The following is a 24,014-nucleotide window of genomic DNA, read 5'->3' on the forward strand; positions in this document are numbered from 1 at the left end:
CCCCGGCACGACGAGACCCCCGGAGGGCTCAGCCTTGTCCGCGTTCATGTCCGTTTTCGCCCGCCTGGTCGAGCATCTCGCCGACCTGCTCCAGCCGCTCTTCCACGGCTCCGCCGCGGCCGCCGCGATCGTCCTGTTCACCGCGCTCGTACGACTCCTCGTCCACCCCCTCTCCCGCGCCGCAGCGCGCGGACAGCAGGCGCGCGCCCGGTTGCAGCCGAGGATCGCCGAGCTGAAGAAGAAGCACGCGAAGGACCCCGAGAAGTTGCAGAAGGCGGTGCTCGCGCTGCACGCGGAGGAGAAGGTCTCCCCGCTGTCCGGCCTGCTGCCGAGCCTGCTCCAACTGCCCGCCTTCTTCCTGCTCTACCACCTGTTCTCGACCACGACGATCGGCGGCGAGGCGGGCGGCCTGCTCGCCCACGCGCTGCTGTCCGCCCCGCTCGGCGGCCGGTGGGCCGACGCCCTCGCCCACGATGGGCTGCTCGGGCCGGCCGGGCTCGTCTACCTCGGGCTGTTCGCACTCGTCGCGGCCGTCGCCACCTTCAACTACCGGCGTACGAAGCGGACGATGGCCGAGAGCCCGGTCCAGGCGAGCGGCGAGGAGCAGGTGCCCGGGCTCGGCGCGGTCACCAAGGCCATGCCGTTCCTGTCCTTCTTCACCCTCGTCACCGTGGCGGTGGTGCCGCTGGCCGCCGCGCTCTACGTGGTCACCAGTACGACCTGGAGCGCGGTGGAGCGGGCGGCGCTCTACCGCTGAGCGCGCCGGACGGTCGTCGGCGGTCCAGTCCGTGAACGGGGTATTGCGGACTGACCGTCGACCTTGGAGGATCGACCAGTCCTCCGATGGCTGCGCCCCGGCCGCACCTGGCCGCACCCTTCGGCGGCTGCCCGCGATCTAGGGAGACTGTGACCATGAAGCTGCTGCGAGTCGGTACGGCGGGGGCGGAGCGGCCCGCGCTGCTCGACGCCGAGGGAACCCTGCGGGACCTGTCCGGTCTCGTCCCGGACATCGACGGGCCGCTGCTCGCCGACGACGCGGCGCTCGGCCGGATCCGCGCCGCGGCCGGGAGGGGTGAGCTGCCCGCGCTGGACCCCACCGGGCTGCGCGTCGGGCCGCCGCTCGCCCGGATCGGCAAGATCGTCTGCATCGGGCTGAACTACCACGACCACGCCCGCGAGACCGGTGCCGAGCCGCCCGCCGAGCCGGTGATCTTCTTCAAGGCGGCGGACACGGTGGTCGGACCCAACGACACGGTGCTCGTGCCGCGCGGGTCCACCAAGACCGACTGGGAGGTCGAGCTCGCGGTCGTCATCGGGCGTACGGCCCGCTATCTGGAGTCCCATGAGGAGGCGCTGGCGCATGTCGCCGGGTACGCCGTCGCGCACGACGTCTCCGAGCGCGAGTTCCAGATCGAGCGCGGGGGGACGTGGGACAAGGGGAAGAACTGCGAGACGTTCAATCCGCTCGGCCCCTGGCTCGTGACGGCGGACGAGGTGCCGGATCCGCAGACCCTTTCCCTGAAGCTCTGGGTCAACGGGGAGCTGAAGCAGGACGGGACCACGGCCGAGCAGATCTTCCCGGTCGCCGAAGTCGTGCGGTACGTCAGCCAGTTCATGACCCTGTATCCCGGTGATGTCATCAACACCGGTACGCCGGCGGGGGTGGCGCTGGGGCGGCCCGATCCGAAGCCGTTCCTTCGGGCCGGGGACGTGGTCGAGCTGGAGATCGAGGGGCTCGGGCGGCAGCGGCAGGAGCTGAAGGCGGCCTGATGGGCGCCTGATGGGTGGGGACCCGCGCGAGTGTGGCGGCTCGCAGGCCGTATGTGGTTGCTCGCGCCCACGCGGCGGAGCCGCGCATCGACAGGGCCCCGCGCCCCTTCAGGGGGCGCCCCCCGACCCCTGGTTTGTGAACCTCTCCAACGCTTCGACCACCATGCGGTGGTCCTCCACCTGCGGCAATCCCGACACCGTCACCGTGCCGATCACGCCGGCTCCCTCCACCCGGATCGGGAAGGAGCCGCCGTGGGCCGCGTACACGTCCGGGTCGAGGCGGGAGGAGTCCTCGAACGTCGTGCCCTTGGCGCGGAAGCGTGAGCCGACCAGCAGCGACGAGCAGCCGTAGCGTTCGACCACGCGGCGCTTGCGGTCGATCCAGGCGTCGTTGTCCGGGGTCGAGCCGGGCAGTGCCGCGTGGAAGAGCTGCTGGCCGCCGCGGCGGATGTCGACGGCCACCGGGGCCCGGCGGGCCCGCGCCAGCTCCACCAGCAGCGTGCCCAGCCGCCAGGCGTCGTCGTACGTGAAGTGAGAGAGTGTCAGGCGGCGCTCCTGCTCCTCGAGTTCCGGGATCTCGGGGGTCACGGCGGTCACAGCTTCACCTCCACGCCCTCGCGGGCCGAGCGGCGCGCGGCTTCCAGGACGTCCAGGGCCTCGGCCGCCTCCAGGGCCGTCACCGGGTTCGGGCCGCCCTCGCGCAGGGCCTTCGCGATCGCCGCGTAGTACGCCGGGTAGTCGCCGGGCAGGGTCGGCTCGGGACGGCCGCCCCCGGTCAGCGGGGACTCGCCGGAACCGACGCGGCCCCACAGGGACTCGGGCTCCCGGCCCCACTCCGGGCCGGGGCGCAGGCCCTCGCGCAGGGCCGCCTCCTGCGGGTCCAGGCCGTACTTGACGTATCCCGCCCGCGAGCCGAGGACCCGGAAGCGGGGGCCGAGCTGGGCCGCCGTCGCGGAGACGTACAGGTGGGAGCGGACGCCGCTGGTGTGGGTGAGCGCGATGAACGTGTCGTCGTCCGCCTGCGCGCCCGGGCGGCGGACGTCCGACTCGGCGTACACCGCGGCTACGGGGCCGAAGAGGACCAGCGCCTGGTCGACGACATGGCTGCCCAGGTCGTACAGCAGACCTCCGATCTCTGCGGGGTCGCCGGACTCCCGCCAGCCGCCCTTGGGCTTCGGGCGCCAGCGCTCGAAACGGGACTCGAAGCGCCAGACGTCGCCCAGCTCGCCCTCGGCCAGCAGCTTGCGCAGGGTCAGGAAGTCGTTGTCCCAGCGGCGGTTCTGGAAGACCGAGAGCAGCAGGCCCCGCTCCTCGGCCAGCGCCGCCAGCCCGCGCGCCTCGGCCGCCGTGCCCGCGACCGGCTTGTCGACCACGATCGGCAGGCCCGCCTCGAGGGCGGCGGTGGCGATCGGGACGTGCGTCCTGTTCGGCGAGGCGACGACGATCAGGTCCAGTTCGCCGGCGCGCGGCCACAGCTCGTCCGCGGTGGCGGCGACGCGCACGTCCGGGAACTCGGCGCGGGCCTGCTGCTGCCGCTCCGGGTTCGAGGTGACGACCGTGTCGAGGACCAGGCCCTCGGTGGCGGCGATCAGCGGGGAGTGGAAGACGGAGCCCGCGAGGCCGTAGCCGACCAGGCCCACGCGGAGGGGGGTGTCAGTACCAGGGGCTGTGCCAGTCATGCGCCCCACTTTCGCAACACTGTTGCCAAAGTGCAAGCGGCGGGGAGAATGGGGGTGTGAACAGGACGTACGCGGGACCGGGCGGAGACGGCAGGCATGGCGGAGGGACTGTGGCGAGCGGGGTGAACCTGCTCGCCCTGCGCAGCCACAACACGGCCTTGGTGCTGGATCTGCTGCGGACGGCCGGGGAGCCCGGGATCAGCCGGCTCGAGCTCGCGGAGCGGACCGGGCTGACCCCGCAGGCCGTCAGCAAGATCATCGCCCGGCTGCGGGCGGACGGGCTCGTGGCGGAGGCGGGCCGGCGTGCCTCGACGGGCGGCAAGCCGCGTACGGTGCTGCGGCTGGTGCCGGGCGCCGGGCACGCCGTGGGGCTGCATCTGGACCGGGACGAGCTGCGGGCCGTGCTGTGCGACCTCACCGGAGCGGTGGTCGCGGAGCGGCAGGTACCGCTGGACCTGGGCGCGGGGGCGGAGGCCGTGGTCGAGGAGTCGGCCCACGAGGTCGAGGAGCTGGTGGGGGACGTGGCCGTGCTCGGCCTCGGGGTCGCCCTGCCCGGCCCGCTCGACCACCGGCACGGTGTGCTGCACCGGGTCACCGGGTTCCCCGAGTGGGACGGGTTCCCCTTGCGGGAGGCGCTGGCCCGGCGGCTGGCGATGCCCGTGGTCGTGGACAAGGACACCAACGCCGCCGCGCTCGGGCTCGCCCTCGGCGGGGCGGCCGAGACGACGGACGCGTCGTTCGCCTATCTGCACCTCGGGACCGGGCTCGGCGCCGGGCTGGTGATCGGCGGCGCCGTGCACCGGGGCGCGCGGACCGGTGCGGGGGAGTTCGGGCACCAGGTCATCCAGCTCGACGGGCCGCCGTGCGGGTGCGGGAACCGGGGCTGCCTGGAGGCGCTCTGCCTCGCCGCCGTCGCCCGCGGCGACGTGCCCGAGGCGGCACGCGTCCTCGGTGTGGGCGCCGCGAACCTGGCCGGACTGCTCGACATCGACCTGGTCCTGCTCGGCGGCCGTACCGTCGCCGCGCACCCGGAGTCCTTCGTCCGGGGAGTGGGCGCCGTCCTCGACGCACGCGCCCTGCGCGAGGGCGCGACCGCGGGCGTACCGGTGACCATCGCCCCCGGAGGGGCGCGCGGCGTGGCGGAGGGCGCGGCCCAGTTGCTGCTCGCGCCGTTGTTCGGGCGGGCGGAGGGGTGAGTCCGGGTGTTCGGGCGGGCGGAGGGGTGAGTCCGGGTGTTCGGGTGGGCGGAGGGGTGAGTCCGGGCTGTTCGGGCGGGCGGAGGGGTGAGTCCCGGTGTGGCCGGGAGCGGTGAGTCCGGGTGTGCGGACGGGCGGAGGGGCGATCCCCGGCGTTCGGGCAGCCGGAAGGCTGACCCCGGGTGTTGGGGCGGGTGGAAGGTCGAGGTCGACCCCGGGCTCCCGCCCGCAGGCCCGGCGACTGCGCTGATCGGGGGGACTTGGGCCGCCTGCTCCGGCTCGGAGGGCGTGGCGCGCCCTGGGGTCACCTCGCCTGTCCGGTCATATCTTCATGCGACACTCTCGACCGCTCCGGCGCTCCGGAGAGCACTCCCGCCCGCTCTCCCGCTTGCCCCACCTGCCCCGCTTGACCCATAGGCCCCACCGGCACTTGGGCTGCTCGCCCCACAAGCCCCGCAAGCTCCACCGGCCCCGCTGGGCCCACGGGCCCCGCTTGGCCCACAGGCCTCGTTCGGCCCACAGCCCCCGCTCGCCCTGGCGGGCCGGACTGGCCCGACTGGCCCTCCGGGTCCCCCTGGCCGTGCTCCTGCCCTGCGCCCTCGCCGCCGCCATGCTGCTCCTTCAGGCACCCGCCGCCGCGCTCCCCGCCGACCCGGGGCCCTCCTGCTCCGGGCGGGACCAGCACACCTTCCCCCTCACCGCCCGCATCCGCGGCGGGCCCCGGACCTACGCGGCCGGTGGCGCCGCCCACACCTGGTACATCGACCTGAAGAACACCTCCGCGCAGACCTGCGGCAACATCCACCCGGTGCTCGTCCTCGTCGACACCCGCCGCGCGCTGACGGCCGCCCAGGCCGAACTGGAGTTCTTCGAGGGCGACCACCCCCACCCCGTCACCTTCGAACGCACCGACGAGCAGGAACTGGTCGGCCCCTTCGACGACGGCTTCCCCGGCTTCACCGTGGCCCCGGGCCGGACCCTCAGCGTGAAGGTGCGGCTCGCGTTCGCCTCCGGAACCCCGCAGGACGAGGTCGTCGCGACCGCCGCGATCGTGCGGCGGCACGGCGACAACGGCGACTGGGTCGGCCAGTCGGACGACTACCGGTTCACGATCGAGGCCGGCGCCCGGACGAAACCGGAACCCACGTCCTCCTCGTCCGCCCCCCGCCGCAGTCCGGCCGCCGACGCGCTCGCCGACACCGGCCCCCAGGCGCCGCGCGGCCTCGGGACCATCACCGGCGGGCTGCTCTTGACGGCGGGCGGCCTCCTCGCCGCGGGCCTGCCCCTGCTGCTGTACCGGTGGCACCGCCGGGCCCGCGCGCGGTACGCCGTGCCCGGCGGGAAGGAGGCCGACCGGCCCTGATTACGCTGGGGCCCCGGGCGCACCGTCTTCCGGCGTCCCCGGAGTCCCCGGTTCCCCTTGCGTACGGCAGGAGATCGCACATGGCAGAGCGCAAGCCCATCGAGTCATGGCTCACCGACATGGACGGCGTGCTCATCCACGAAGGTGTTCCGATCCCCGGCGCCGACGCCTTTCTGAAGAAGCTGCGCGAGTCCGGCAAGCCCTTCCTCGTGCTCACCAACAACTCGATCTACACCCCGCGCGACCTGCACGCCCGGCTGCGCCGCATGGGGCTGGACGTGCCGGTGGACAACATCTGGACCTCCGCCCTGGCCACCGCCAAGTTCCTGGACGACCAGCGGCCCGGCGGGACCGCGTACGTCATCGGCGAGGCAGGCCTGACCACGGCGCTGCACGACATCGGCTACATCCTGACCGACCACGAGCCCGACTACGTGGTCCTCGGCGAGACCCGCACCTACTCCTTCGAGGCGATGACCAGGGCGGTCCGGCTGATCAAGGACGGCGCCCGGTTCATCTGCACCAACCCCGACGAGACCGGCCCGTCCGCCGAGGGCCCGCTGCCCGCCACCGGGGCGGTCGCCGCACTGATCACCAAGGCGAGCGGCAAGAAGCCGTACTTCGCGGGCAAGCCGAACCCGCTGATGATGCGGACGGGTCTGAACACGATCGGGGCGCACTCCGAGACCAGCGCGATGATCGGCGACCGGATGGACACCGACGTACTGGCCGGCATCGAGGCCGGCATGCAGACGTTCCTGGTGCTCACCGGGCTGACCACGGTCGAGGACATCGACCGCTACCCGTTCCGCCCGTCCCACGTCGTGAACTCGATCGCGGACCTCGTCGACCGGGTCTGAGGCGCCGGGCCGCCCATCAGCCCGTACGGCGCAGGGCCGGCCCCTCGTACGGAGTAGTCGAGGGTCCCGTCCGGATGCGCCGGAGTACCCGTCGGGGGAGTCTCCTGGTATCGGGAGGTTCACGATGGGTTCACTACGGCTCACCCTCTGTGCGGGCGCCGTCGTCGCGGGCGCCCTCACGCCCGCGGCGTACGCGGCGGACGCGCAGGGTGTCGTCCTGACCCCCGCGTTCCCCGCGCCCGGCAGCGATGTCCGGCTGGCCGTACGGGGCTGCCCCGGCACGACCGGCACCGCGGAGTCGGACGCGTTCGTGGCTCAGGCACGACTGGTCGGGGGCGACGGCACACTGTCCGGCGACACCCGGATCCGCTCGGCGCTGTCGCCGGGCCGGTACCAGGTGACGGTCGGCTGCGACGCCCGGGAGATCAGGGACGCGCTCACCGTGGCCGCCCCGACGGCGCCTGCGCCGGACGAGGCGACGCCGTCCACCGCCGTCGAGCTCTACAGCCCTCTGCCTTCCGCCGCCGTCGCGCCGGAGAGCCCCACGCCCTCCACCGCCGTCGCGCCGGACGGCCTCACGGCGTCCACGTCTCCCACTCCGCCCGTCACCCCCACTGCCCCCTTCACCCCCACGCCGTACGCCGCCACCGGTACGACGTCCCCCGCCCCCACGACCTCGCCGTCCGCCCCCGCCGAGCTCTCCCGCCCGTCGTCCCCCTCCTCCCCCTCCTCCCCCTCGTCCCCCTCCTCCCCGTCCTTCCCCTCATCCCCGGTCGCGCCGGTGCACGCGGGTGGCGGCGGTACGGCGGGCGCCTCCTCCGACGACCCTCGGGTCGCCGTGCCCGGTCTGCGGCACGCGGTGATCGGGCTGGTCCTCGCGGGCGTCGCCGGCGTCGTGGTCGTCGCGCGCGGTGCCCGCCGGGGCCGTGGCACGGAGTGAGCCATGTCCGGGCATGAACGTTCCTGTGGTACCGGGCGCCTGCTGATGGGCGTCGCCTGGGTGATCCTGCTGCTCGGGCTGTGGATGTGGGGCCGTGAGGTCACCGACGTACGACCGGGGATCTCCGCGCCGACGACCGGCGACATGGCCGCCGTCGGGCGCCCCCCGACGGCACAACTTCCGTCGGCCGCGACGCCGTTGAAGCAGGCCCTGCCACTGCGCGTCGACATCCCCGACCTGGGCGTGCAGGCACCGGTGGTGGCGCGCGGCCTGGACGCGCACGGTGGCGTCGAACCGCCGCCGTTCGACCAGCCCGGGGTGGTCGCGTGGTACCAGGGCGGGGTGACCCCGGGGGCCGCCGGAACGGCGCTGTTCGTCGGGCACGTCGACACCCGGAGCAAGCCCGCCGTCTTCTACCGGATCGGCACCCTCCGGCCGGGCGCCACGGTGCGGGTGGTCCGCGACGACGGCAAAGTCGCCGAGTTCACCGTCGAGAGCGTCGAGGTGCTCTCCCGTGACCACTTCGACGCCCGGCAGGCGTACGGGCAGCGCGAACCGGGGCGGGCCGAGCTGCGGCTGATCACCTGCGGCGGCACCTACGACAAGGCGAGCGACACGTACTCGGCCAACGTGATCGTGTCGGCGTACCTCACGAGTGGCTCACCGTGACGCGGCGGGTATGTCACGATTGGTGCGGAACGCGGTACAGCCAAGGGGGAGTTGGATGTACGGGACGAGGGGTGCGGGGGCACGCGTCGCCACGGCGGCCGCGGTGGGAGCCGCGTTACTGCTGGCCGGGTGTTCCTCTTCGGGGGGCGGGAGCGAGGACGAGAAGGGCGGCTCGGGTGGCGGGATCACCCAGCAGCCGAAGGCGTCGGACCCGTTCTGGGTCAACCCGGACGGGAACGCGGCACGGCAGGTCACCGCGTACGAGAAGGCCGGGAGGTCGGCCGAGGCGGAGCAGATCAGGAAGATCGCCGAGCAGCCGACGGGGGAGTGGATCGGCCCGGAGAAGCCGGAGGCGGAGGCGCGGGGCTTCACCGAGGCCGCCGAGAAGGCGGACCGTACGGCGATCCTGGTCCTCTACGACATCCCGCACCGCGACTGCGGCCAGTTCTCGCAGGGCGGCGCGGCCGACGGCAACGCCTACCGGGCGTGGATCGAGGACGTGGCCCGGGGCATCGGGGACCGGCACACGACGGTGGTCCTCGAGCCGGACGCCGTCCTGCACATGGTGGACGGGTGCACACCGGACCAGTTCCACGAGGAGCGCTACGACCTGCTCAAGGGCGCGATCACCAAGCTGAAGTCGCTGAGGAACACGAAGGTGTACCTGGACGCCGGCAACGCGGGCTGGCAGCATCCGGACGGGATCTTCCAGCCGCTGAAGCAGGCGGGCGTCGACCAGGCGGACGGCTTCGCGGTGAACGTCGCCAACTTCTACTCGACCGAGGACTCGATCGCCTACGGCAAGCAGTTGTCGGCGAAGGTCGGCGGCAAGCACTTCGTGGTCGACACCAGCCGCAACGGCAACGGCCCCTACACGGACGGCGACCCGCAGCAGCGCTGGTGCAACCCGCCGGGCCGGGCCCTGGGCGAGCGCCCGACGACGAGGACGGCGGATCCGCTGGTGGACGCCTACCTGTGGGTCAAGCGCCCGGGAGAGTCGGACGGCACCTGCAAGGGCGGCCCGAAGGCCGGGCAGTGGTGGGCCGACTACGCACTGAAACTCGCCGCGGCCAGCAAGTAGCGCCGGCTGGTGGCGCCGGCACGTAGTGCCGGCCAGGAGCGCCGGCCAGAAGTGCCCGCCACGACAGTGGGGGCGCCCTCCATGGCGGAGGGCGCCCCCATGTGCGTACGAGCTAGGGCACCTTCACCCACTGCGCCACCGACGGCGTCCCCTGGTCGTCGTCGGCGAACAGCATGTACCAGCCCGGAAGAACAAGGTTCCGGTTCTTCGGAACGGTCACCGTGATCCTGTCCCCGGACGTCTTGAAGTCGAGGGCGATCGACCGCTGGTCCACGTCCGTGACGTGCGTCGAAGCACTCGGCCGGATCAGCCGCACCTTCCGGATCGCCGACGCGTGCTGCGAGGTGAACGTCCCCGAGGCGCCCGGCGCGATGGTCTGCGGCCCGCCCGACAACGACGGCCTGCCGTCCCGGTACAGGTACGGCGGCGTGTAGATCTCGACCCGCTGCTCGAACTTGCCCGGCTTGGTGTTCGCCTTGTCGCCGTACAGCGAGTCCGAACCGAAGAACATCACCCGTCCGTCGGGCAGCAGGATCGAGCCCGAATGGTAGTTGCGGCCCACCAGCGGGTCGGCGACCCGCTGGAAGGTGTTGCTGTCCGGGTGGTAGATCCGCGCCTGGAGGATGTTGGAGTCGCTGCGGCCCCGGTAGTCCTCCGAGCCGCCCGAGACGAGCACCGTGTCGTCGGGCAGGACCGAGGACTGCGGGTAGCGCGTGCCCTTCTCCAGGGACGGGCCGTCGACGAATCCCGGGTTGTCGTCCTTCAGGTCGATCAGCCGTGTCCTCTTGCTGGACAGCTTTGACTCGCCGACCCCGCCACCGCCGATCACCAGGTACTTCTCGTTCTGCGCGGGCGGCAGCAGCACCGTGCCGGACGTCTCCATCATGGTCGGGTCGCTGAGCCCGGGCAGCTTGGTGAACGTGTTGGTGTCGACGTCCCAGATGCCGGGGTCGCGGCCCACGTTGTCCGGTCCGTAGCCCGCGTTCGAACCCGAGTAGAAGATCTTGCCGTTCTGCATCAGGAACAGCGCGGGGTAGGTCGGGAACTGGCGGATCTTCGGGGTGTACGCCCACTTCTTCGTCTTCGGGTCGAAGACCTCGTTCTTGCCGGGGACGAGCTGCCCGATGTCGTCGAGCCCGGAGACGCTGAGGATCTTCCCGTCGCTCAGCGTGGTGAGCGTCGGGTACCAGCGGGCCTCGTTCATCGGGTCGACCTTGATGTACTTCTCCGCGACCGGGTCGAACTCATAGGCGTCCCGGATCCCCTGGAAGTCCTTCTTGTCCAGGGCCAGCTTCTGCGCGATGCCGTAGGTGTTGCGCGCGTCGGCGCCGGTCAGGCCCTGGATGCGGTAGTTGTCCTGGGTGCCGGTCTCGTACTTCGCCCCACTCCTGACCGCCTCGACGTAGATACGGCCGAGACCGGGGTCGTTGCGCAGGAACTTCCCGGTCTTCTTGTCGAACACCTTCGTCGCGCGCGGTACGAGCACCGGGTCCTTGGACACGAAGGTCTTGCCGTTCTCCCTGCCCTTGAACCTGGTGCCCGCGGGCAGGGTGATCGGCTTGTCCGGGTTCTCGTTGTGGACGATCATCAGGCCGCCGGCCTTGGTGACGTCGCCCTTCAGCTTCTCGTACCGCTTGGTGCCGCCCGCGATCAGGATCTTGCCGTCCGCGAGCTGGGTGTGGCCCGTGCAGAACAGGTCGTTCGGCGTGGGCACCTTCTTGATGGTCCCCTTGACCGGGTCCCACATCCGGGTGTCGAACTGCTTCCTGTCGAAGTTGTCCTGGTTGTTGCCCGACCCGGCGATCATCAGCACCTTGCCGGTGTGCAGCAGCACCGCGTGAATGGTGTCCTGGCGGTACTCCTCGGGGAACTCGACGATCTGCCAGTGCCCGTTCTCCGCCTTGTACTCGGGCTTGTTGATGACGTAGTCGTGGTACTGCGCCGTCCCGAAGCGGTACAGCCACGGGCCGTTCATTGCTCCCAGCGCGAGGACCACCGCCGTGCCGAGCGCTAGACGACGAGCGCGACGGCGGCCGGCCTGGTCATTCATTTCTTGCGTCCCCCAAGAGCGATCTGCATGGTCTGCTCGTCATGTCCGGCCAAGGCGGGCCGCTGCCCCGGTGCGTGCGTCCCGGTGGGCTGGTGCGGTATCACCGCGGTGTCCTGCGGCTCGTCCGCTGCGGCCGGCTCCTTCTTCGCCTGCCGCAGGGTCCAGCGCCAGGCGACGATCGGTGAGGCCGTGATCAGCAGGGCCAGCGAGGCCCACGTGATCATCGCGGGGTGGGAGTGGCCGAGGAGGAGACCGGCGACGATCGAGCCGCCGAAGACCAGGATGAAGAACAGGTGGATCCGGAACGTCCCGAACAACGTGTCGGGGCTCGCCGAATCGCCCTTGGGGGTCACCACGAACCTGCTCTTGCGGCGCAGCACCGCGTCCATGAGCGAGCGGGCGTAGACCGGCGCGGACAGCGCCGACATCACCATGCCCGCCACACCGCCGGAGCCCTCCGGCTCGTGCGGGGAGACGTTGTGCCGGCGGTTCCAGATGTACAGGCCGATCTGGAGGGCCGACGCGTTGCCGTACAGCATCAGCCAGACCGTCGGGTCGATGTTCACACCCGATGCGCCCAGGCCCAGGAACAGGGCGCAACTCAGCGCCGCCAGGATCCAGTTGAGGGCCGACATCGGGTAGAAGATGATCATCATGGTGTAGTTGAAGAGCTTGCCGGGCGGCAGTGAGAAGAAGCCCTTCCAGTACTGCTTGAGGATCGTCTCGTACGTGCCCCGCGACCAGCGCAGCTGCTGGGTGAAGAAGTCCGTCCAGGCGGCCGGGCCCTCGCCGACCGCGAGCACGTCCGGGGTGTAGACCGACTTCCACTTCCTGCCGGTGCCCGGATTCCTGTGGCGGTGCATCTCGAACCCGGTCGCCATGTCCTCGGTGATCGAGTCGTACAGACCGCCGATCTGCTTCAGGGCGCTGATCCGTACGGCGTTGGACGTGCCGACGAACATGGGTGCGCCGTAGCGGTTGCCGGCGCGCTGGATCAGCGCGTGGAAGAGGAACTGCTGCGACTCCGCGGCCTTGGTGACGAAGGTGTCGTAGTTGCCGTAGACCTGCGGGCCGATGACGAAGCCGACGTCCGGGTCGCGGAAGTAACCGAGCATCCGCTCGAGGTAGTTGGGCAGCGGCACATGGTCGGTGTCGACGGAGGCGAAGTAGTCGTAGTCGTCGCCGTGCGCCTCCAGCCAGGCGTTGTAGTTGCCGTGCTTGGTCTTCGCGCGGTGCGGCCCCGTGGGCCGGTTCCACTTCTCGACACCCTTGCGGGTGAAGTGGTGCACGCCCAGGCGCTCACAGACCCGCTTCACCTCGGGGTCGTCGCCCTCGTCGAGGAGCCAGACATGCAGAAGGCCCCGGTGGCGCAGCCGGACGGCGGCCTCCAGGGTCTTCGTCACCATCGGCAGCGGTTCCTTGCCGGGCACGTAGGTGGTGATGAACGCGACTCTGCTGCCGGTCTCGGGCACCACCGGGACCGGGTCGCGGGCGACCAGGGTGGCGTGCGCGTTCGACAGCACGTTCATGCACCGGAAGAACTCGATCAGGCCGATCGAGACGAGCATCACGATGTCGAGGGCCGGCAGGAAGTCGTGGGCGGGATAGTCGCGTTCGGTCCAGTGTTCGGGCTGCAGCAGCCAGGCGAGCAGGATCAGCGACAGCAGCGGCGCCGCGCCCAGCATGAGGGCGGCGCGGATGCGGTGCGGTTCCTGGGAGAGCAGTGAGCGGTACTGGACCTTGTACGGCTCGGTCGGGTCCGGTTCGGTGAGTGGACCCGCCAGCCGGCTGTAGTGCTCGTAGTCGTATCTGGGCAGTGTCCGTTTGATCCGGTGGATGGTGCCGGTGTGGCCCGTTCGGTGCGACACCACCCTGAGCCGGGTCGTTTCTGACGGGTCGAAGTCCTGCCGGGCGCCCGTCGGCGTCGACGTCATGAGTCATCCCCCCGCACGCACAGGTGCGTGTGTGTTTTTGCTGGCTTTCGCCCGCTTTTGGTCCCCCTCGACCTTGGCGGACGAATCAGTGACAGGTCGGCGTCACCGCGTCATCTCCACGATATCGACACGAAGAGCGACCTTCCGGTTGCATGACGTCCCCCTCGACGTCCGTTTCTGTGGGGCCCCCACCCCCGCGCCTGGCAACCGGTCCCTACCCCCAACTGCCATGCAACGGCAGTCCCTTGGAGCCCAGGGTTCTACGGCGTCCGGCTTGATCGCAAGATGCGAAACGCGGTGTTTACCGGTCATACCGACTCGATGGGTCGTTTCTTGGTGCCTTGTGGTGCGATTGCGACCACTCGTGCACGGATGTTGAGGAAGTGATCCCTTACGGCCCCACCGGCTCCGCCCTGGCCGGACGGTGCGGCACGGTGGAACCTCGGCGGGGGTGTCCTGTGCGCCGGGGGGGTGCGACTGCGGCGGGTGTGGAGGGGGCTGCCGTACACAGGGCGCAGACGGCGGTGGACCGACCTGCAGAGGGTGCTGTACATGCCAGGCGGCGCCTGCGGCGGACCTGAAGGGGGTGTGGGTGGCGAGGCCCGCGACGCGCGGTGAAGCCGCGCAGAAACAGCGATGGCGAGACGGTTCGCGCTTTCCGCGAACACGCCTCGCCATCGCCATCGTGCGCCGCCAGGGACTCGAACCCCGGACCCGCTGATTAAGAGTCAGCTGCTCTAACCAACTGAGCTAGCGGCGCCTGCTGACCTGGAGAACTCTACCCGACGCCGGGGGGTGCTCCTGACCGCCCCGGGCTCGAGGGGGCCTCCGTCCGGAGGGACCGGTACCCGTGCGAATGACTTCGCTTACATCATTCGGCCCGTCACCCTGCGCTTTCCCGGCGCGCATGGGTAACTGACGGATGTGCAGAAAAGCGGACTAAGACGACTAACGGCGCAAATTCCCCCGAATGCGGACAGGGAGTGTGAGGGACGTCGCATGGAGACACCGGTATTCGAGGAATTCGAACCCACGACTGACTGCGACTGCCCCGGCTGTGTACGCCGGCGCCGCGTCATCCCCCCTCCCTCCGCCGCAGCGGGGATCCGCCGCCCGACGGCCCGGACGGCCCTCGCGCTGGCCGCCGCCGCGGGTACGGCGCTGGGCATGGTCCAGGCGACGCCCGTCGTAGCGGCCACCCACGCGCCGCTCGCCTCGCCGGCACCGCCGGCACCGCCCGCGCCGTCCGTGCCGCCCGCGCCGTCCGTGCCCGCGAGTGACCAGCCTCCGGACACCCCGCAGGGGAAGGCCGCGCCGCTGCACGGCCCGGCCGGCGGTCTGAACCTGACCGCTGCGGCCGCGACGACCCGCGCCGACATCATCAACCGGGCCAAGAAGTGGATCAACGCCCGGGTCCCCTACAGCATGGACGACTACTGGTCCGACGGTTACCGGCAGGACTGCTCCGGCTTCGTCTCGATGGCCTGGAACCTCGGCTCGAACGAATGGACGGGCAGCCTCGACAAGTTCGGCGTGCGCATCACCAAGGAGCAGCTGCAGCCGGGTGACATCCTCCTCTTCCACAATCCCGACAATCCGGAGAAGGGCTCGCACGTCGTCATCTTCGGCGGCTGGTCGGACTACAAGCACACGGCCTACATCGCCTACGAGGAGACCCCGCCGGGCGCTCGCCGGAAGGTCACCCCGTACGCGTACTGGTCGAATTCCAGCCGCTATGTGCCCTACCGCTACAAGAACATCACCGAGACCAAGGAGAGCACCCAGGGCAAGGACGCGCCGGTCCCCGCGCCCAGCGTTCCCGGGGTGCCCGGCGTCTCAGGCGTTCCCGGTGTCCCCGGTGTCCCCGGTGTCCCCGGTGTCCCCGGCGTTCCCGGTGACCCCGGCGTTCCCGGCGTTCCCGGCGTCCCCGGACTGCCGGGGCCCGACGGCTCCACGCACCCGGTGCCGGGGGCAGACGGGAAACGCCCGGTGGTGACGACTCACGGCCGGTCCCTCGACGGGGTCGGCGCCGGCGCCCCCGCACTGCGGAGCGCCTCCGCGCCGGAGGCGCCCGACTACCCGGGCCGGAAGATGTTCCGTCCGGGCGCGGCCAACCCGCACGTCGCCCTGCTGGGCCGGAAGCTGGTCGAAAAGGGGTTCGGCACGCACTACACCGGCGGTCCCGACACGCGCTGGGGCGAGGCCGACCGGCGCAACGTGGAGGCCTTCCAGCGCGCCCAGGGCTGGAACGGCCGCGAGGCCGACGGCTTCCCGGGGCCGGAGACCTGGCGACGGCTCTTCTCCTGACGTGTGTGGAGGCACGAATGACTACGACGACATCACCGACCCCGGAGCAGGAGGAGGAGCCGGAGGGCGCCGACGCGCGGCCCGGCCGGATCATCCACAGCGAGTCGACCACCGAGATCCCGGTGCACCTGCTGTTCCGGAAAGGACCCGACACCGAGCCGGCGCCGCTCGCCCCGACCGTCGTACGACGGCGGCTCGGCACCGGTGAGCAACCGCGGGTCCAGGTGCCCGCCACCGCCAGGCGGCAGGTGCCGATGGTGGACCCCGAACTGATCGAACGCCCCGCGCGGGTGCTGCCCTGGGCGGCGGGCCTGCTGGCCGGGATCGCTGGTGCGGCCGGTTGCGTGGCCGCCTCGTGGTGGGCGGGCGTCCTGCCGCCGGCCATGGTGCGCGCGCTGGACCTTCCGCCGGTCTCGGGCACGAGGCTCGGGCTCGCACAGTGGGCCGCGTACGCCGTCGCGGGCGCGCTCCTCCTCTTCGGCTTCGGCGGGCTCAGCCGCGGGGACACCGGGCGCGCCTGGGCCCTGTCGCTGTTCGGGCGCTACCGGGGCACGGTGCGCCGCACCGGCCTGATGTGGGTCAATCCGCTGGTGCTGTGCCGCCGGGTCGACGTACGGCTGCGCCACTGGCGCAGCGAGCCGATCCCCGCGGTGGACGCCAACGGGGTCGCGCTGCGCGTGGTGGTGCTGGTGACCTGGCAGGTCCGGGACACCGCGCGCGCCGTGTTCGGCATCGACGACCACGAGACCTATCTGCGGGAGTGCGTCGAGTCGGCGCTCGCGCGGGTGCTGCCGCAGGTGCCGGCCGACCTGCCGGCGGTGGCGGACGTGGTGAGCCTGCGCAATGTCGAGGCGGTCGGCGACACGCTGACCCGGCTGGTCGCGGCGGATGTGGCGTCGGTCGGCCTGGAGGTGTTCTCGGCGCGGCCGACCCGTATCGAGTACGCCCCCGAGGTCGCCGCCCGCATGCAGCGGCGCCGTATCGACGCGTTCGACGCGGACCACCGGGACGCGGTGATCGGCTCGGTCCTGGACTCGGTGGAGGAGACGGTGACCCGGCTGACCGCGCGTGGCCTGGCGGACCTCGACGACTACGAACGCAAGGCGCTGGTGCGGGACCTGACGGTGGCGTTCTGCACGGGACGGGCGGGCGACGGGGGGTGAGGTGGGTGGCGGGCTGAGGACGGTGACGGGCTGAGGAGGGTGGCGGGCTGGGGAGTGACGGGCTGAGGAGGGTGGCGGGCTGAGGTGTGCGCCGCCCCGGGGAGGCGGCGCCTGCCGGCCATGGCGGGCGCCGGCCGCGGGCGGCGCGAACAGGACCCCGCGATCGGTGTGACGATTGGTATGGACATGTTCAACATGCGGCAATAATCTGAGGCTTGGTCTAGACCTGCACGGCTCACTGAACTCCCCCACGTTCACAAGGAGCGGCAGCATGCGCACCAGGACCAGGTTGTACGCCGCCGTGCTGGGCCTCGCGACCGCGGGAGCCTTCGTGCTCTCCACCGGCGGCGCCAGCGCCCACGGCTACACCGACCAGCCCCTCAGCAGGCAGAAGATGTGCGCCGCGAACGGCGGCATCGTCGCCGGCTGCGGCGACATCCAGTGGGAACCGCAGAGCGTCGAGGGCCCCAAGGGCTTCCCGGCCGCCGGCCCCGGCGACGGCCGGATCTGCTCGGCGAACCACACCAACTTCGGCGCGCTCGACCAGCCGAGGACGCCCTCGGGCGCGCCCTGGCCCACGACGAAGGTGACCGGCGGGCAGAGCTACACCTTCCGCTGGCAGTTCACCGCCTCGCACGCCACGACCGACTTCCGCTACTACGTCACCAAGCCGGGCTGGAACCAGAACCACGCCCTGACCCGCGCGGACCTCAACCTCACCCCCTTCCTGACCGTCCCGTACAACGGTCAGCGCCCGCCGACCACGCTCACCCACACCGGCACCCTGCCGACCGGGCTGAGCGGCCACCACGTGATCCTCGGCGTGTGGACGATCGCGGACACGGGCAACGCGTTCTACTCCTGCGCGGACGTCACGTTCTGAGCCCGGATCCCCACCTCCCGAGCTCTGAGGCTTTCTTGAGCCAATCCGCCACCCCCCACGGGTAGGTTCCGCACACCGGCGGTGTTGCGCCGGTGTGCGGAACCAGACCTGTGACCTCGGGGGGAACCCATGGACGCGATGCTCTACGTCGTACCCGTACTGATCATGGCCGCGGCCGGCTTCCTGGGGTACCGGGTGGTGTACCGCTGGCTGCAGATCAGAGGCGCGTGGAACAGCGGGCTGACGGCCGAGGGGCGCTGCCTCAAGGCGTACACGACCGTCCACGGCGGCCGGAACGACACCTCCGTGCGCACCACGCTGCACCACGTCTACGAGTTCACGACGCGGGACGGCGTCGGCATCCGGTTCGAGGAGGAGGGCGGCCCGGGGACGACGGTCGAGGGCGACATCGTCACCGTCCACTACGCCGAGGGCCGCACGGGGGTCGTGGCGACCGCGCGCCCCCCGAGGCGGGGCAGGCAGGCGCTGGCCGCCGCCGGCATCCTGGGATTCCTCTGCGGGATCTTCGTGTTCTGCGTCGGCTTCATGGCCACGGTCGCCGTGGACCTCCACAGCTGACGGTCGGTCCCGGGCGGTGGGCGCCGCCGCCCGGGACCCTCCGGGCCCTGGTGGCCTCCACCGCGCCGGACCAGCGCAAAAGGGGCCCCTCGCTTTCGCGAGAGGCCCCTCATTGTGCGCCGCCAGGGACTCGAACCCCGGACCCGCTGATTAAGAGTCAGCTGCTCTAACCAACTGAGCTAGCGGCGCAGACTCTGTCGCTCTCGGCTTTCGCTCCCGGCGACAAAAGAAATACTACCTGGTCCACGGGGGTGCTCGTGACCACCCCGGTGGACCATCCCGGATCGCTCAGATCGTGAGGGACAGGACCACGGGGGCCGCGCCCCTGTTCAGCCGCTCCGCCGCCTGCCGCAGCCGGTGGGCGTGCTGGACCGGCAGGGACAGGGCCAGGCAGCCGACCGAGGAGCCCGCGGTGATCGGGACGGCCGCGCAGACCGTGCCCACCGCGTATTCCTGCAGGTCGAGCACCGGCACCGTCGGCGGGTGGGAGTCCAGGCGGGAGAGCAGGACCTTCTCGCTGGTGATCGTCCGCGAGGTCAGCCGGGCCATCTTGTACCGGGCGAGGTGGTCCCGGCGGCCGTTCACGTCGAGCTGGCCGAGAAGGCTCTTGCCGACCGCGCTGGCGTGCGCCGAGGAGCGGAAGTCCACCCACTCGTGCACCGCGGGCGCCAGCGCGCTCGCGGCGCACTGGGTAACCCGTACCTCGCCGTCGATGTAGCGGCTGATGTAGACGGCGGCACCCACCGAGTCGCGCAGCCGGTCCAGGGTGCGCTGGAGCTGCTCGCGCAGCGCCTGCTCATGTCCCTGGGCGGAGCCGAGCCGGCTGAGGGCGGCCCCGGTGACGTACGCGCCGTCGATCGTCTGCTCGACGTACCCCTCCCGGCGCAGCATCCGCAGGAGCGAGGTCAGCCGCTGGGTGACGAGACCCGTGTGACGGGCCAGCTCGGCGTCAGTGACACCGGTGGAGTGCCGCGCCACGGTCTCGAGGACACGCAGGGCGTCCTGGGCCGAGTGGTACGGGGCGGTCGGCTCATGGGTCAGCGCCACGGTCTCCCCCTGCGCTTTTTGGGCCATCCTCGGGACAGCTGGGCTGCCTCCACGATACGGCTCAAACGCGCATCGGGGAGCGGGTGTTGCGGAACTTTGCGGCGGCTTCGGCCCGCTCAGCAGGAACGCGCCACTCTGGCATATGCCGAGGTCATGTCCCATGCGCCACGACCTGGAGAGGGCCGCCGTTTTCACTTCCTGTAGTCACAGCACTGCGCTGAGGAATTCCCGCGTGCGTGTGTGCTCGGGCTCGCTGAAGATCTTGTCCGGGGGAGCGGCCTCGATGACGTGGCCGGAATCAAACATCAGGACCCGGTCGGAGATGTCCCGCGCGAAGCTCATCTCGTGGGTCACACAGAGCATCGTGATGTCCGTGCTGTGCGCGATGTCGCGGAGCACGTCGAGGACCCCGGCGACCAGCTCCGGGTCGAGCGCGGACGTCACCTCGTCCAGCAGCAGCACCTGCGGGCGCATCGCGAGGGCGCGGGCGATCGCCACGCGCTGCTGCTGGCCGCCGGAGAGCTGGCTCGGGTACTTGTCGAGGTGGTCGCTCAGCCCGACCAGGTCGAGCAGCTCGCGTGCCCGCTCCTCCGCCTCGTCCTTCGACAGGCCGAGCACGGTCACCGGGGCCTCGGTGATGTTCCGCAGCACCTTCATGTTCGGGAACAGATTGAACTGCTGGAAGACCATCCCTATGTTCTTGCGGATCTCCCGGACCTGTTTCTCGGGCGCCGGGTACAGGCGCTGTCCGCCGACCGTGATCGTGCCCTCGTCGGGCTTGGTCAGGGTCATCAGCAGCCGCAGGATCGTGGTCTTGCCGGAGCCGGAAGGGCCGATCAGCGTCACGTGCCGGCCCGCGTCGACGGAGAAGTCGAGCCGGTCGAGGACCGTGTGGTCACCGAACCGCTTGGTGACCTTCTCCAGGCGGATCAGCTCGCCGGAGGCCGCCTGCGGGTCGGCATGGGCGTCGGGTTGCTTCATCAGGGGCGTGTCAGCGGACAAGGCGTCGCTCCAGTGCTCGCAGGAGGAGGGAGGCGGGGTAGGAGATCAGGACGAAGGCCACACCGATCACGGTGAGCGGCTCGGTGAACTGGAAGTGCTGCTGGGAGAAGAGCCGCGCCTGGCCGAGCATGTCGAGGACGGTGATCGCCATCAGCATCGGCGTGTCCTTCAGCATCGCGATCACGTAGTTGCCGAGCGCCGGCACGACCCGGCGGATCGCCTGCGGCAGGATCACCGCCGCCCAGGTGCGCCGCGTCGGCAGGCTCAGTGCCGTGGCCGCCTCCCACTGGCCCGGGGGCACGGCGTCGATACCGGCCCGGTAGACCTGCATGGTGTACGTGGAGTAGTGCAGGCCGATCGCCACGACACCGGTGGTCAGCGCCGAGAAGGCCAGACCCCACTCGGGCAGCACGTAGAAGAGGAAGAACAGCTGCACCAGTAGCGGGGTGTCGCGGATGAACTCCGTCACGATGCCCACCGGCCAGCGCACCCACCGGGTCGGTGTGCGCATCAGCAGCGCCCACACCAGACCGACCGCGAAGGAGATCAGCGAGCCGAGGGCCAGCGCTTCCAGGGTGACGAGCAGGCCGTCGAAGAAGTGCGGCATGAAGGCGCGGACGGCGCCCCAGTCCCAGGTCATCGGACACCACCTCCGACCGGCTGCCGCACGGCGACCCGGGGCCGGGGCCGCGGTGCCTTGCCGACGCCGGCCTTCAGGCGGCGCTCCAGGCCCCGCATCAGCCGGGTGAGGAGGAAGGCGATCAGGAAGTAGATGAGCAGGACGTAGGTGTAGATCTGCGCGCTCTCCTGCAGTGCGAGCCGCACCAGGTTGCCGCTGAACGCCAGGTCGCCCATGCCCATGATCGACACCAGTGCGGTGCCCTTGAGCAGTTCGACCAGCAGGTTCGAGAACGGCGGGATCATCTCGGGCACCGCCTGCGGCAGCAGGATCTTCCGCATCCGCTGCCACGGGGTGAAGCTCAGCGCGATCCCGCCCTCACGCTGCGCGGGATCCACGGAGTTCAGGGCACCGCGCACGATCTCCGCACCGTACGCCCCGTACGTCAGACCCAGCGCGAGGGTGCCCGCCCACATCGGCACCAGCTGCCAGCCGAAGGCGAGCGGCAGCACGAAGAACACCCAGAAGATCATGATCAGGGCGGAGGTGCCGCGGAACACCTCGGTGTAGAAGCCGGCGAGGAAGCGGACGATCCATCTGTGATGGGTGCGCGCCACGCCGACGGCGAAGGAGACGGCCGTCGCGAGCAGGGCGCCGAGCACCAGGAGCTGGATCGTGGTCCAGACGCCTTTCAGTACGAGTTCCCACAGTCCCGAGGTCATCCGCGGCAGAGCTCCTTCGCGGTCATGTCGGTCATCTCGGCCTCGGTGAAGCCGAACGGGCGCAGGATCCGGAAGAGTTCGCCGCTCGCCTTCATCTTCCTCAGCTCGGCGTTGAAGGCGTCCCGCAGCCGGGTCTCGGTGGGCCGGAACGCGAAGGCGCCGCCGTCGACGTGCGGTTTGCCCTTCACCAGGGGTGCGAAGGGCCTGGTCGCCTCCACCTTGCTCGACTTCCTGACGACCTCACGGACCGTCAGCGCGGTGCCGGCGAACACGTCGACGCGGCCGGCCTCCACCGCGTTCAGGCCGGCCACCTGGTCCGTCACGATCAGCATGTCGCTCTGCTTGTAGCCGGCCTCGACGGCGTACTGGATCTCCGCGTACCCGGTGCCGGTGGCCAGTTTCGCCTTCTTCGCGACGACGTCCTTGTAGTCGTGCAGGCCCTTCGGATTGCCCTTGCGCACGATGAACGCGTCGAGCATCCGGTAGTCGGGGGCGGCGAAGATGACCTGCCGGCAGCGTTCCGGCGTGACGTACATCCCGGCGGAGACCACGTCGAACTGCTGGGAGTTCAGACCGGGGATCAGCGAGCCGAACTCGGTCGGCACGGGCTGCACCCGGTCGACGCCGAGCCGTTTGAAGACGACCCTCGCCAGCTCGGGGGCCTCGCCGGTGAGACGGCCGTTCTTGTCGATGTAGCCGAAGGGGATCTCGCCGGCGATGCCGAGGCGGACGACGCCCTGGGCCCTGAGCCGGCTGAGCAGGTCGCCGCCGGGCGTGCTCGACGCCGCCGCGACCCGGCTGCAGCCGGCCGCGCCCAGTGCGCCGAACGCGGCGACACCGGCGAGCAGCGACCGGCGGGTGGTTCCGGGTTGCCCCGGGTCGTACGTCCGTGCATTCGTCCGTGGGGGAGCCATGGGCGCGCAGCTACCCGGGACCATGCGATGTATTCAGGCCAGTTCCGGCCCCGATCGTGCTCGGCGGCCCTAACCGGAGGCCGCCGTTTCGCTTGGCCGGGGCGCTGACCAACGGCGACGGCGACGGGGCGGCGGCTCAGTGTCCGGGAACGTATCCCCGTTTCTTGTCCACCACGTTCAGCAGCGGTTTACCCGCGGCCCAGCGTTCGTACAGCGCCAGGAACTGGGCGCCGAGCTCCTCCTGACGGCCGACCGTGTCACCGCTCATGTGCGGGGACACCAGCAGGTCCGGCACCTGCCACAAGGGGCTGTCCGGGCCGAGCGGTTCCTGCCGGAAGACATCGAGGGCCGCGCCCGCGATCCACCGCTTCGTCAGCGCCTCGGCCAGCGCCTCCTCCACGACGAGCTGCCCGCGCCCCACGTTGATGAACCGGGCGGACGGCTGCATGACGCCGAAGCGGCGGGCGTCGAACATGCCGTACGTCTGCTCGGTCAGCGGCGCCGCCGCGATCACCCAGTCGGCGCGGGCCATCAGCCGGTCCAGGTCGGCCGCGCCGTGGATGCCGGTGCGCGGCACCCGGCCCACGATCGACGTGGTCACCTCGAGCGCCTTGAGCGTACGGGCGATCGTTCGCCCGATCGGTCCGGAACCGACCACGCACGCGCGCGTGCCCGCCACCCGCAGCGCCTCCCGGTGCCGCCACTCCCGCTCCCGTTGCAGGGCCCAGGTGCGCGGCAGGTCCTTGGCCAGGGCGAGGACGAGCGCGGCCACGTACTCGGCGACCGGCCGCTCGAAGACGCCGCGCGCGTTCGTCACCACCGCACCGGACGCGGCGAGTTCGGGACACAGCACATGATCGACTCCCGCACTCGCGACGTGCACCCAGCGCGGGCGCGGCCCCTCGCCCGGCCAGGCGTCGCGCACCGCCCGTGAGGCGACGTCCCACACCAGCAGCACGTCCGCGGACGGCAGCCGCGCGGCGAGCTTCGAGGCGTCCACGTGCTCGATCTGCGCCCTGCCGGTGAGCCGGCCGAGCCGAAGGAGCGGGTCCCCGTCCAGGACCAGCACGGTCGGGCCGGGCGTGGAAGCCGTCATGCGGAACCGTTCCTCGAGTTCGGCGGCGGCCGACAGCGGCCGACGGGGCGTCCGACGTGCGCGGATCGACCACGGTCGCACCCCGGCACGGTGCCGTCAACACGACCGACCAGGTGATGAGGGGGACGGCTCCGCCTCAC

22 protein-coding genes and 2 tRNA genes are annotated in these 24,014 nt (G+C 71.2%); 12 read left to right on the forward strand and 12 right to left on the reverse strand.

The features are described from left to right. Positions 1–46: 46 nt before the first annotated feature. Both yidC and ACIRC0_RS22875 read left to right on the forward strand, forming a co-directional pair. The gene (yidC, locus tag ACIRC0_RS22870; RefSeq protein ID WP_403618373.1) at positions 47–757 is read left to right on the forward strand and encodes a membrane protein insertase YidC; all 711 of its coding nucleotides are present in this window, start codon (positions 47–49) and stop codon (positions 755–757) included. A gap of 155 nt (positions 758–912) precedes the next feature. Beyond that, positions 913–1,770, forward strand: a complete 858-nt coding sequence (locus tag ACIRC0_RS22875) for a fumarylacetoacetate hydrolase family protein (RefSeq protein WP_403618376.1) — start codon at positions 913–915, stop codon at positions 1,768–1,770. 108 nt (positions 1,771–1,878) lie between these two features. On the opposite strand, the gene ACIRC0_RS22880 is transcribed toward ACIRC0_RS22875, so the two are convergent. Together ACIRC0_RS22880 and ACIRC0_RS22885 are read right to left on the reverse strand one after the other, a co-directional pair. Then, positions 1,879–2,367 (reverse strand): heme-degrading domain-containing protein, encoded by a 489-nt coding sequence (locus ACIRC0_RS22880; protein WP_403618379.1) that lies wholly within the window; start codon positions 2,365–2,367, stop codon positions 1,879–1,881. Beyond that, positions 2,364–3,449: a Gfo/Idh/MocA family oxidoreductase gene (locus ACIRC0_RS22885; RefSeq protein ID WP_403618382.1), complete on the reverse strand. Its 1,086-nt coding sequence runs from the start codon at positions 3,447–3,449 to the stop codon at positions 2,364–2,366. The genes ACIRC0_RS22880 and ACIRC0_RS22885 overlap by 4 nt, the downstream gene beginning before the upstream one ends. 56 nt (positions 3,450–3,505) lie before the next feature. Here ACIRC0_RS22885 and ACIRC0_RS22890 point away from each other — a divergent pair, with 56 nt between their 5' ends. The 6 genes from ACIRC0_RS22890 to ACIRC0_RS22915 all read left to right on the forward strand — a co-directional run bounded on the left by ACIRC0_RS22890 (position 3,506) and on the right by ACIRC0_RS22915 (position 9,558). Beyond that, positions 3,506–4,645: an ROK family protein gene (locus ACIRC0_RS22890; protein ID WP_403618385.1), complete on the forward strand. Its 1,140-nt coding sequence runs from the start codon at positions 3,506–3,508 to the stop codon at positions 4,643–4,645. A 493-nt stretch (positions 4,646–5,138) separates the two neighbouring features. Beyond that, positions 5,139–6,008, forward strand: coding sequence for a hypothetical protein (locus ACIRC0_RS22895; RefSeq protein ID WP_403618388.1), 870 nt, complete (start codon positions 5,139–5,141; stop codon positions 6,006–6,008). An 80-nt stretch (positions 6,009–6,088) separates the two neighbouring features. After that, entirely contained in the window at positions 6,089–6,868 is a 780-nt protein-coding gene (locus ACIRC0_RS22900; RefSeq protein WP_403618391.1) for an HAD-IIA family hydrolase, read from the forward strand. 124 nt (positions 6,869–6,992) lie between these two features. Further along, the gene (locus ACIRC0_RS22905) at positions 6,993–7,808 is read left to right on the forward strand and encodes a hypothetical protein (protein ID WP_403618394.1); all 816 of its coding nucleotides are present in this window, start codon (positions 6,993–6,995) and stop codon (positions 7,806–7,808) included. A gap of 3 nt (positions 7,809–7,811) precedes the next feature. Beyond that, entirely contained in the window at positions 7,812–8,477 is a 666-nt protein-coding gene (locus ACIRC0_RS22910; RefSeq protein ID WP_403618397.1) for a class F sortase, read from the forward strand. Positions 8,478–8,532: 55 nt separating this feature from the next. Next, complete coding sequence (locus ACIRC0_RS22915; RefSeq protein WP_403618399.1) at positions 8,533–9,558, forward strand: glycoside hydrolase family 6 protein; 1,026 nt, start codon at positions 8,533–8,535, stop codon at positions 9,556–9,558. 112 nt (positions 9,559–9,670) lie between these two features. Here ACIRC0_RS22915 and ACIRC0_RS22920 read toward each other — a convergent pair whose 3' ends face one another. From ACIRC0_RS22920 to ACIRC0_RS22930, 3 genes are all read right to left on the reverse strand, one after another. Further along, positions 9,671–11,608, reverse strand: a complete 1,938-nt coding sequence (locus ACIRC0_RS22920; protein WP_403618402.1) for a galactose oxidase-like domain-containing protein — start codon at positions 11,606–11,608, stop codon at positions 9,671–9,673. Next, on the reverse strand, positions 11,605–13,542 hold the full coding sequence (locus ACIRC0_RS22925; protein ID WP_403618405.1) for a glycosyltransferase family 2 protein: 1,938 nt from the start codon (positions 13,540–13,542) through the stop codon (positions 11,605–11,607). Before ACIRC0_RS22925 ends, ACIRC0_RS22920 begins: the two co-directional genes overlap by 4 nt. 686 nt (positions 13,543–14,228) lie before the next feature. Beyond that, positions 14,229–14,302: transfer RNA gene (locus tag ACIRC0_RS22930), tRNA-Lys, on the reverse strand. A gap of 239 nt (positions 14,303–14,541) precedes the next feature. Here ACIRC0_RS22930 and ACIRC0_RS22935 point away from each other — a divergent pair. From ACIRC0_RS22935 to ACIRC0_RS22950, 4 genes are all read left to right on the forward strand, one after another. Further along, positions 14,542–15,849, forward strand: coding sequence for a peptidoglycan-binding protein (locus tag ACIRC0_RS22935; RefSeq protein WP_403618407.1), 1,308 nt, complete (start codon positions 14,542–14,544; stop codon positions 15,847–15,849). Positions 15,850–15,866: 17 nt separating this feature from the next. Further along, positions 15,867–17,012: an SPFH domain-containing protein gene (locus ACIRC0_RS22940; protein WP_403618410.1), complete on the forward strand. Its 1,146-nt coding sequence runs from the start codon at positions 15,867–15,869 to the stop codon at positions 17,010–17,012. A gap of 271 nt (positions 17,013–17,283) precedes the next feature. After that, entirely contained in the window at positions 17,284–17,895 is a 612-nt protein-coding gene (locus tag ACIRC0_RS22945) for a lytic polysaccharide monooxygenase (protein WP_403618413.1), read from the forward strand. A 129-nt stretch (positions 17,896–18,024) separates the two neighbouring features. Further along, the gene (locus ACIRC0_RS22950; RefSeq protein ID WP_403618416.1) at positions 18,025–18,474 is read left to right on the forward strand and encodes a hypothetical protein; all 450 of its coding nucleotides are present in this window, start codon (positions 18,025–18,027) and stop codon (positions 18,472–18,474) included. Positions 18,475–18,589: 115 nt separating this feature from the next. Here ACIRC0_RS22950 and ACIRC0_RS22955 read toward each other — a convergent pair. The 7 genes from ACIRC0_RS22955 to ACIRC0_RS22985 form a co-directional block, all read right to left on the reverse strand. Then, a tRNA-Lys gene (locus ACIRC0_RS22955) sits at positions 18,590–18,663 on the reverse strand. A gap of 99 nt (positions 18,664–18,762) precedes the next feature. Next, positions 18,763–19,521 carry an IclR family transcriptional regulator gene (locus ACIRC0_RS22960; protein WP_403618418.1) on the reverse strand — a complete coding sequence of 253 codons (759 nt, stop codon included), beginning with the start codon at positions 19,519–19,521 and terminating at the stop codon, positions 18,763–18,765. Between the two features lie 204 nt (positions 19,522–19,725). After that, on the reverse strand, positions 19,726–20,502 hold the full coding sequence (gene ehuA, locus ACIRC0_RS22965; RefSeq protein WP_403618421.1) for an ectoine/hydroxyectoine ABC transporter ATP-binding protein EhuA: 777 nt from the start codon (positions 20,500–20,502) through the stop codon (positions 19,726–19,728). Positions 20,503–20,512: 10 nt separating this feature from the next. After that, positions 20,513–21,163, reverse strand: a complete 651-nt coding sequence (gene ehuD / locus ACIRC0_RS22970; RefSeq protein ID WP_403618424.1) for an ectoine/hydroxyectoine ABC transporter permease subunit EhuD — start codon at positions 21,161–21,163, stop codon at positions 20,513–20,515. Continuing rightward, positions 21,160–21,864, reverse strand: coding sequence for an ectoine/hydroxyectoine ABC transporter permease subunit EhuC (ehuC, locus tag ACIRC0_RS22975; protein ID WP_403618427.1), 705 nt, complete (start codon positions 21,862–21,864; stop codon positions 21,160–21,162). Before ehuC ends, ehuD begins: the two co-directional genes overlap by 4 nt. After that, positions 21,861–22,778 carry an ectoine/hydroxyectoine ABC transporter substrate-binding protein EhuB gene (gene ehuB, locus ACIRC0_RS22980; RefSeq protein WP_403618429.1) on the reverse strand — a complete coding sequence of 306 codons (918 nt, stop codon included), beginning with the start codon at positions 22,776–22,778 and terminating at the stop codon, positions 21,861–21,863. Before ehuB ends, ehuC begins: the two co-directional genes overlap by 4 nt. A gap of 136 nt (positions 22,779–22,914) precedes the next feature. Further along, on the reverse strand, positions 22,915–23,874 hold the full coding sequence (locus ACIRC0_RS22985) for a D-2-hydroxyacid dehydrogenase (RefSeq protein WP_403618432.1): 960 nt from the start codon (positions 23,872–23,874) through the stop codon (positions 22,915–22,917). Positions 23,875–24,014 lie beyond the last annotated feature (140 nt).

It is taken from the genome of Streptomyces sp. NPDC093984 (genome assembly GCF_044764595.1).
In the GTDB taxonomy this organism is placed as follows: Bacteria; Actinomycetota; Actinomycetes; order Streptomycetales; family Streptomycetaceae; genus Streptomyces; species Streptomyces cynarae.

Bases quoted from the DNA above. Each gene is read 5' to 3' on its own strand.
- yidC (WP_403618373.1), top strand. From the start codon at position 47: ATGTCCGTTTTCGCCCGCCTGGTCGAGCATCTCGCCGACCTGCTCCAG.
- ACIRC0_RS22875 (WP_403618376.1), top strand. From the start codon at position 913: ATGAAGCTGCTGCGAGTCGGTACGGCGGGGGCGGAGCGGCCCGCGCTG.
- ACIRC0_RS22885 (WP_403618382.1), bottom strand. From the start codon at position 3,449: ATGACTGGCACAGCCCCTGGTACTGACACCCCCCTCCGCGTGGGCCTG.
- ACIRC0_RS22900 (WP_403618391.1), top strand. From the start codon at position 6,089: ATGGCAGAGCGCAAGCCCATCGAGTCATGGCTCACCGACATGGACGGC.
- ACIRC0_RS22905 (WP_403618394.1), top strand. From the start codon at position 6,993: ATGGGTTCACTACGGCTCACCCTCTGTGCGGGCGCCGTCGTCGCGGGC.
- ACIRC0_RS22910 (WP_403618397.1), top strand. From the start codon at position 7,812: ATGTCCGGGCATGAACGTTCCTGTGGTACCGGGCGCCTGCTGATGGGC.
- ACIRC0_RS22915 (WP_403618399.1), top strand. From the start codon at position 8,533: ATGTACGGGACGAGGGGTGCGGGGGCACGCGTCGCCACGGCGGCCGCG.
- ACIRC0_RS22920 (WP_403618402.1), bottom strand. From the start codon at position 11,608: ATGAATGACCAGGCCGGCCGCCGTCGCGCTCGTCGTCTAGCGCTCGGC.
- ACIRC0_RS22925 (WP_403618405.1), bottom strand. From the start codon at position 13,542: ATGACGTCGACGCCGACGGGCGCCCGGCAGGACTTCGACCCGTCAGAA.
- ACIRC0_RS22935 (WP_403618407.1), top strand. From the start codon at position 14,542: ATGGAGACACCGGTATTCGAGGAATTCGAACCCACGACTGACTGCGAC.
- ACIRC0_RS22940 (WP_403618410.1), top strand. From the start codon at position 15,867: ATGACTACGACGACATCACCGACCCCGGAGCAGGAGGAGGAGCCGGAG.
- ACIRC0_RS22945 (WP_403618413.1), top strand. From the start codon at position 17,284: ATGCGCACCAGGACCAGGTTGTACGCCGCCGTGCTGGGCCTCGCGACC.
- ACIRC0_RS22950 (WP_403618416.1), top strand. From the start codon at position 18,025: ATGGACGCGATGCTCTACGTCGTACCCGTACTGATCATGGCCGCGGCC.
- ehuA (WP_403618421.1), bottom strand. From the start codon at position 20,502: ATGAAGCAACCCGACGCCCATGCCGACCCGCAGGCGGCCTCCGGCGAG.
- ehuD (WP_403618424.1), bottom strand. From the start codon at position 21,163: ATGACCTGGGACTGGGGCGCCGTCCGCGCCTTCATGCCGCACTTCTTC.
- ehuC (WP_403618427.1), bottom strand. From the start codon at position 21,864: ATGACCTCGGGACTGTGGGAACTCGTACTGAAAGGCGTCTGGACCACG.
- ehuB (WP_403618429.1), bottom strand. From the start codon at position 22,778: ATGGCTCCCCCACGGACGAATGCACGGACGTACGACCCGGGGCAACCC.
- ACIRC0_RS22985 (WP_403618432.1), bottom strand. From the start codon at position 23,874: ATGACGGCTTCCACGCCCGGCCCGACCGTGCTGGTCCTGGACGGGGAC.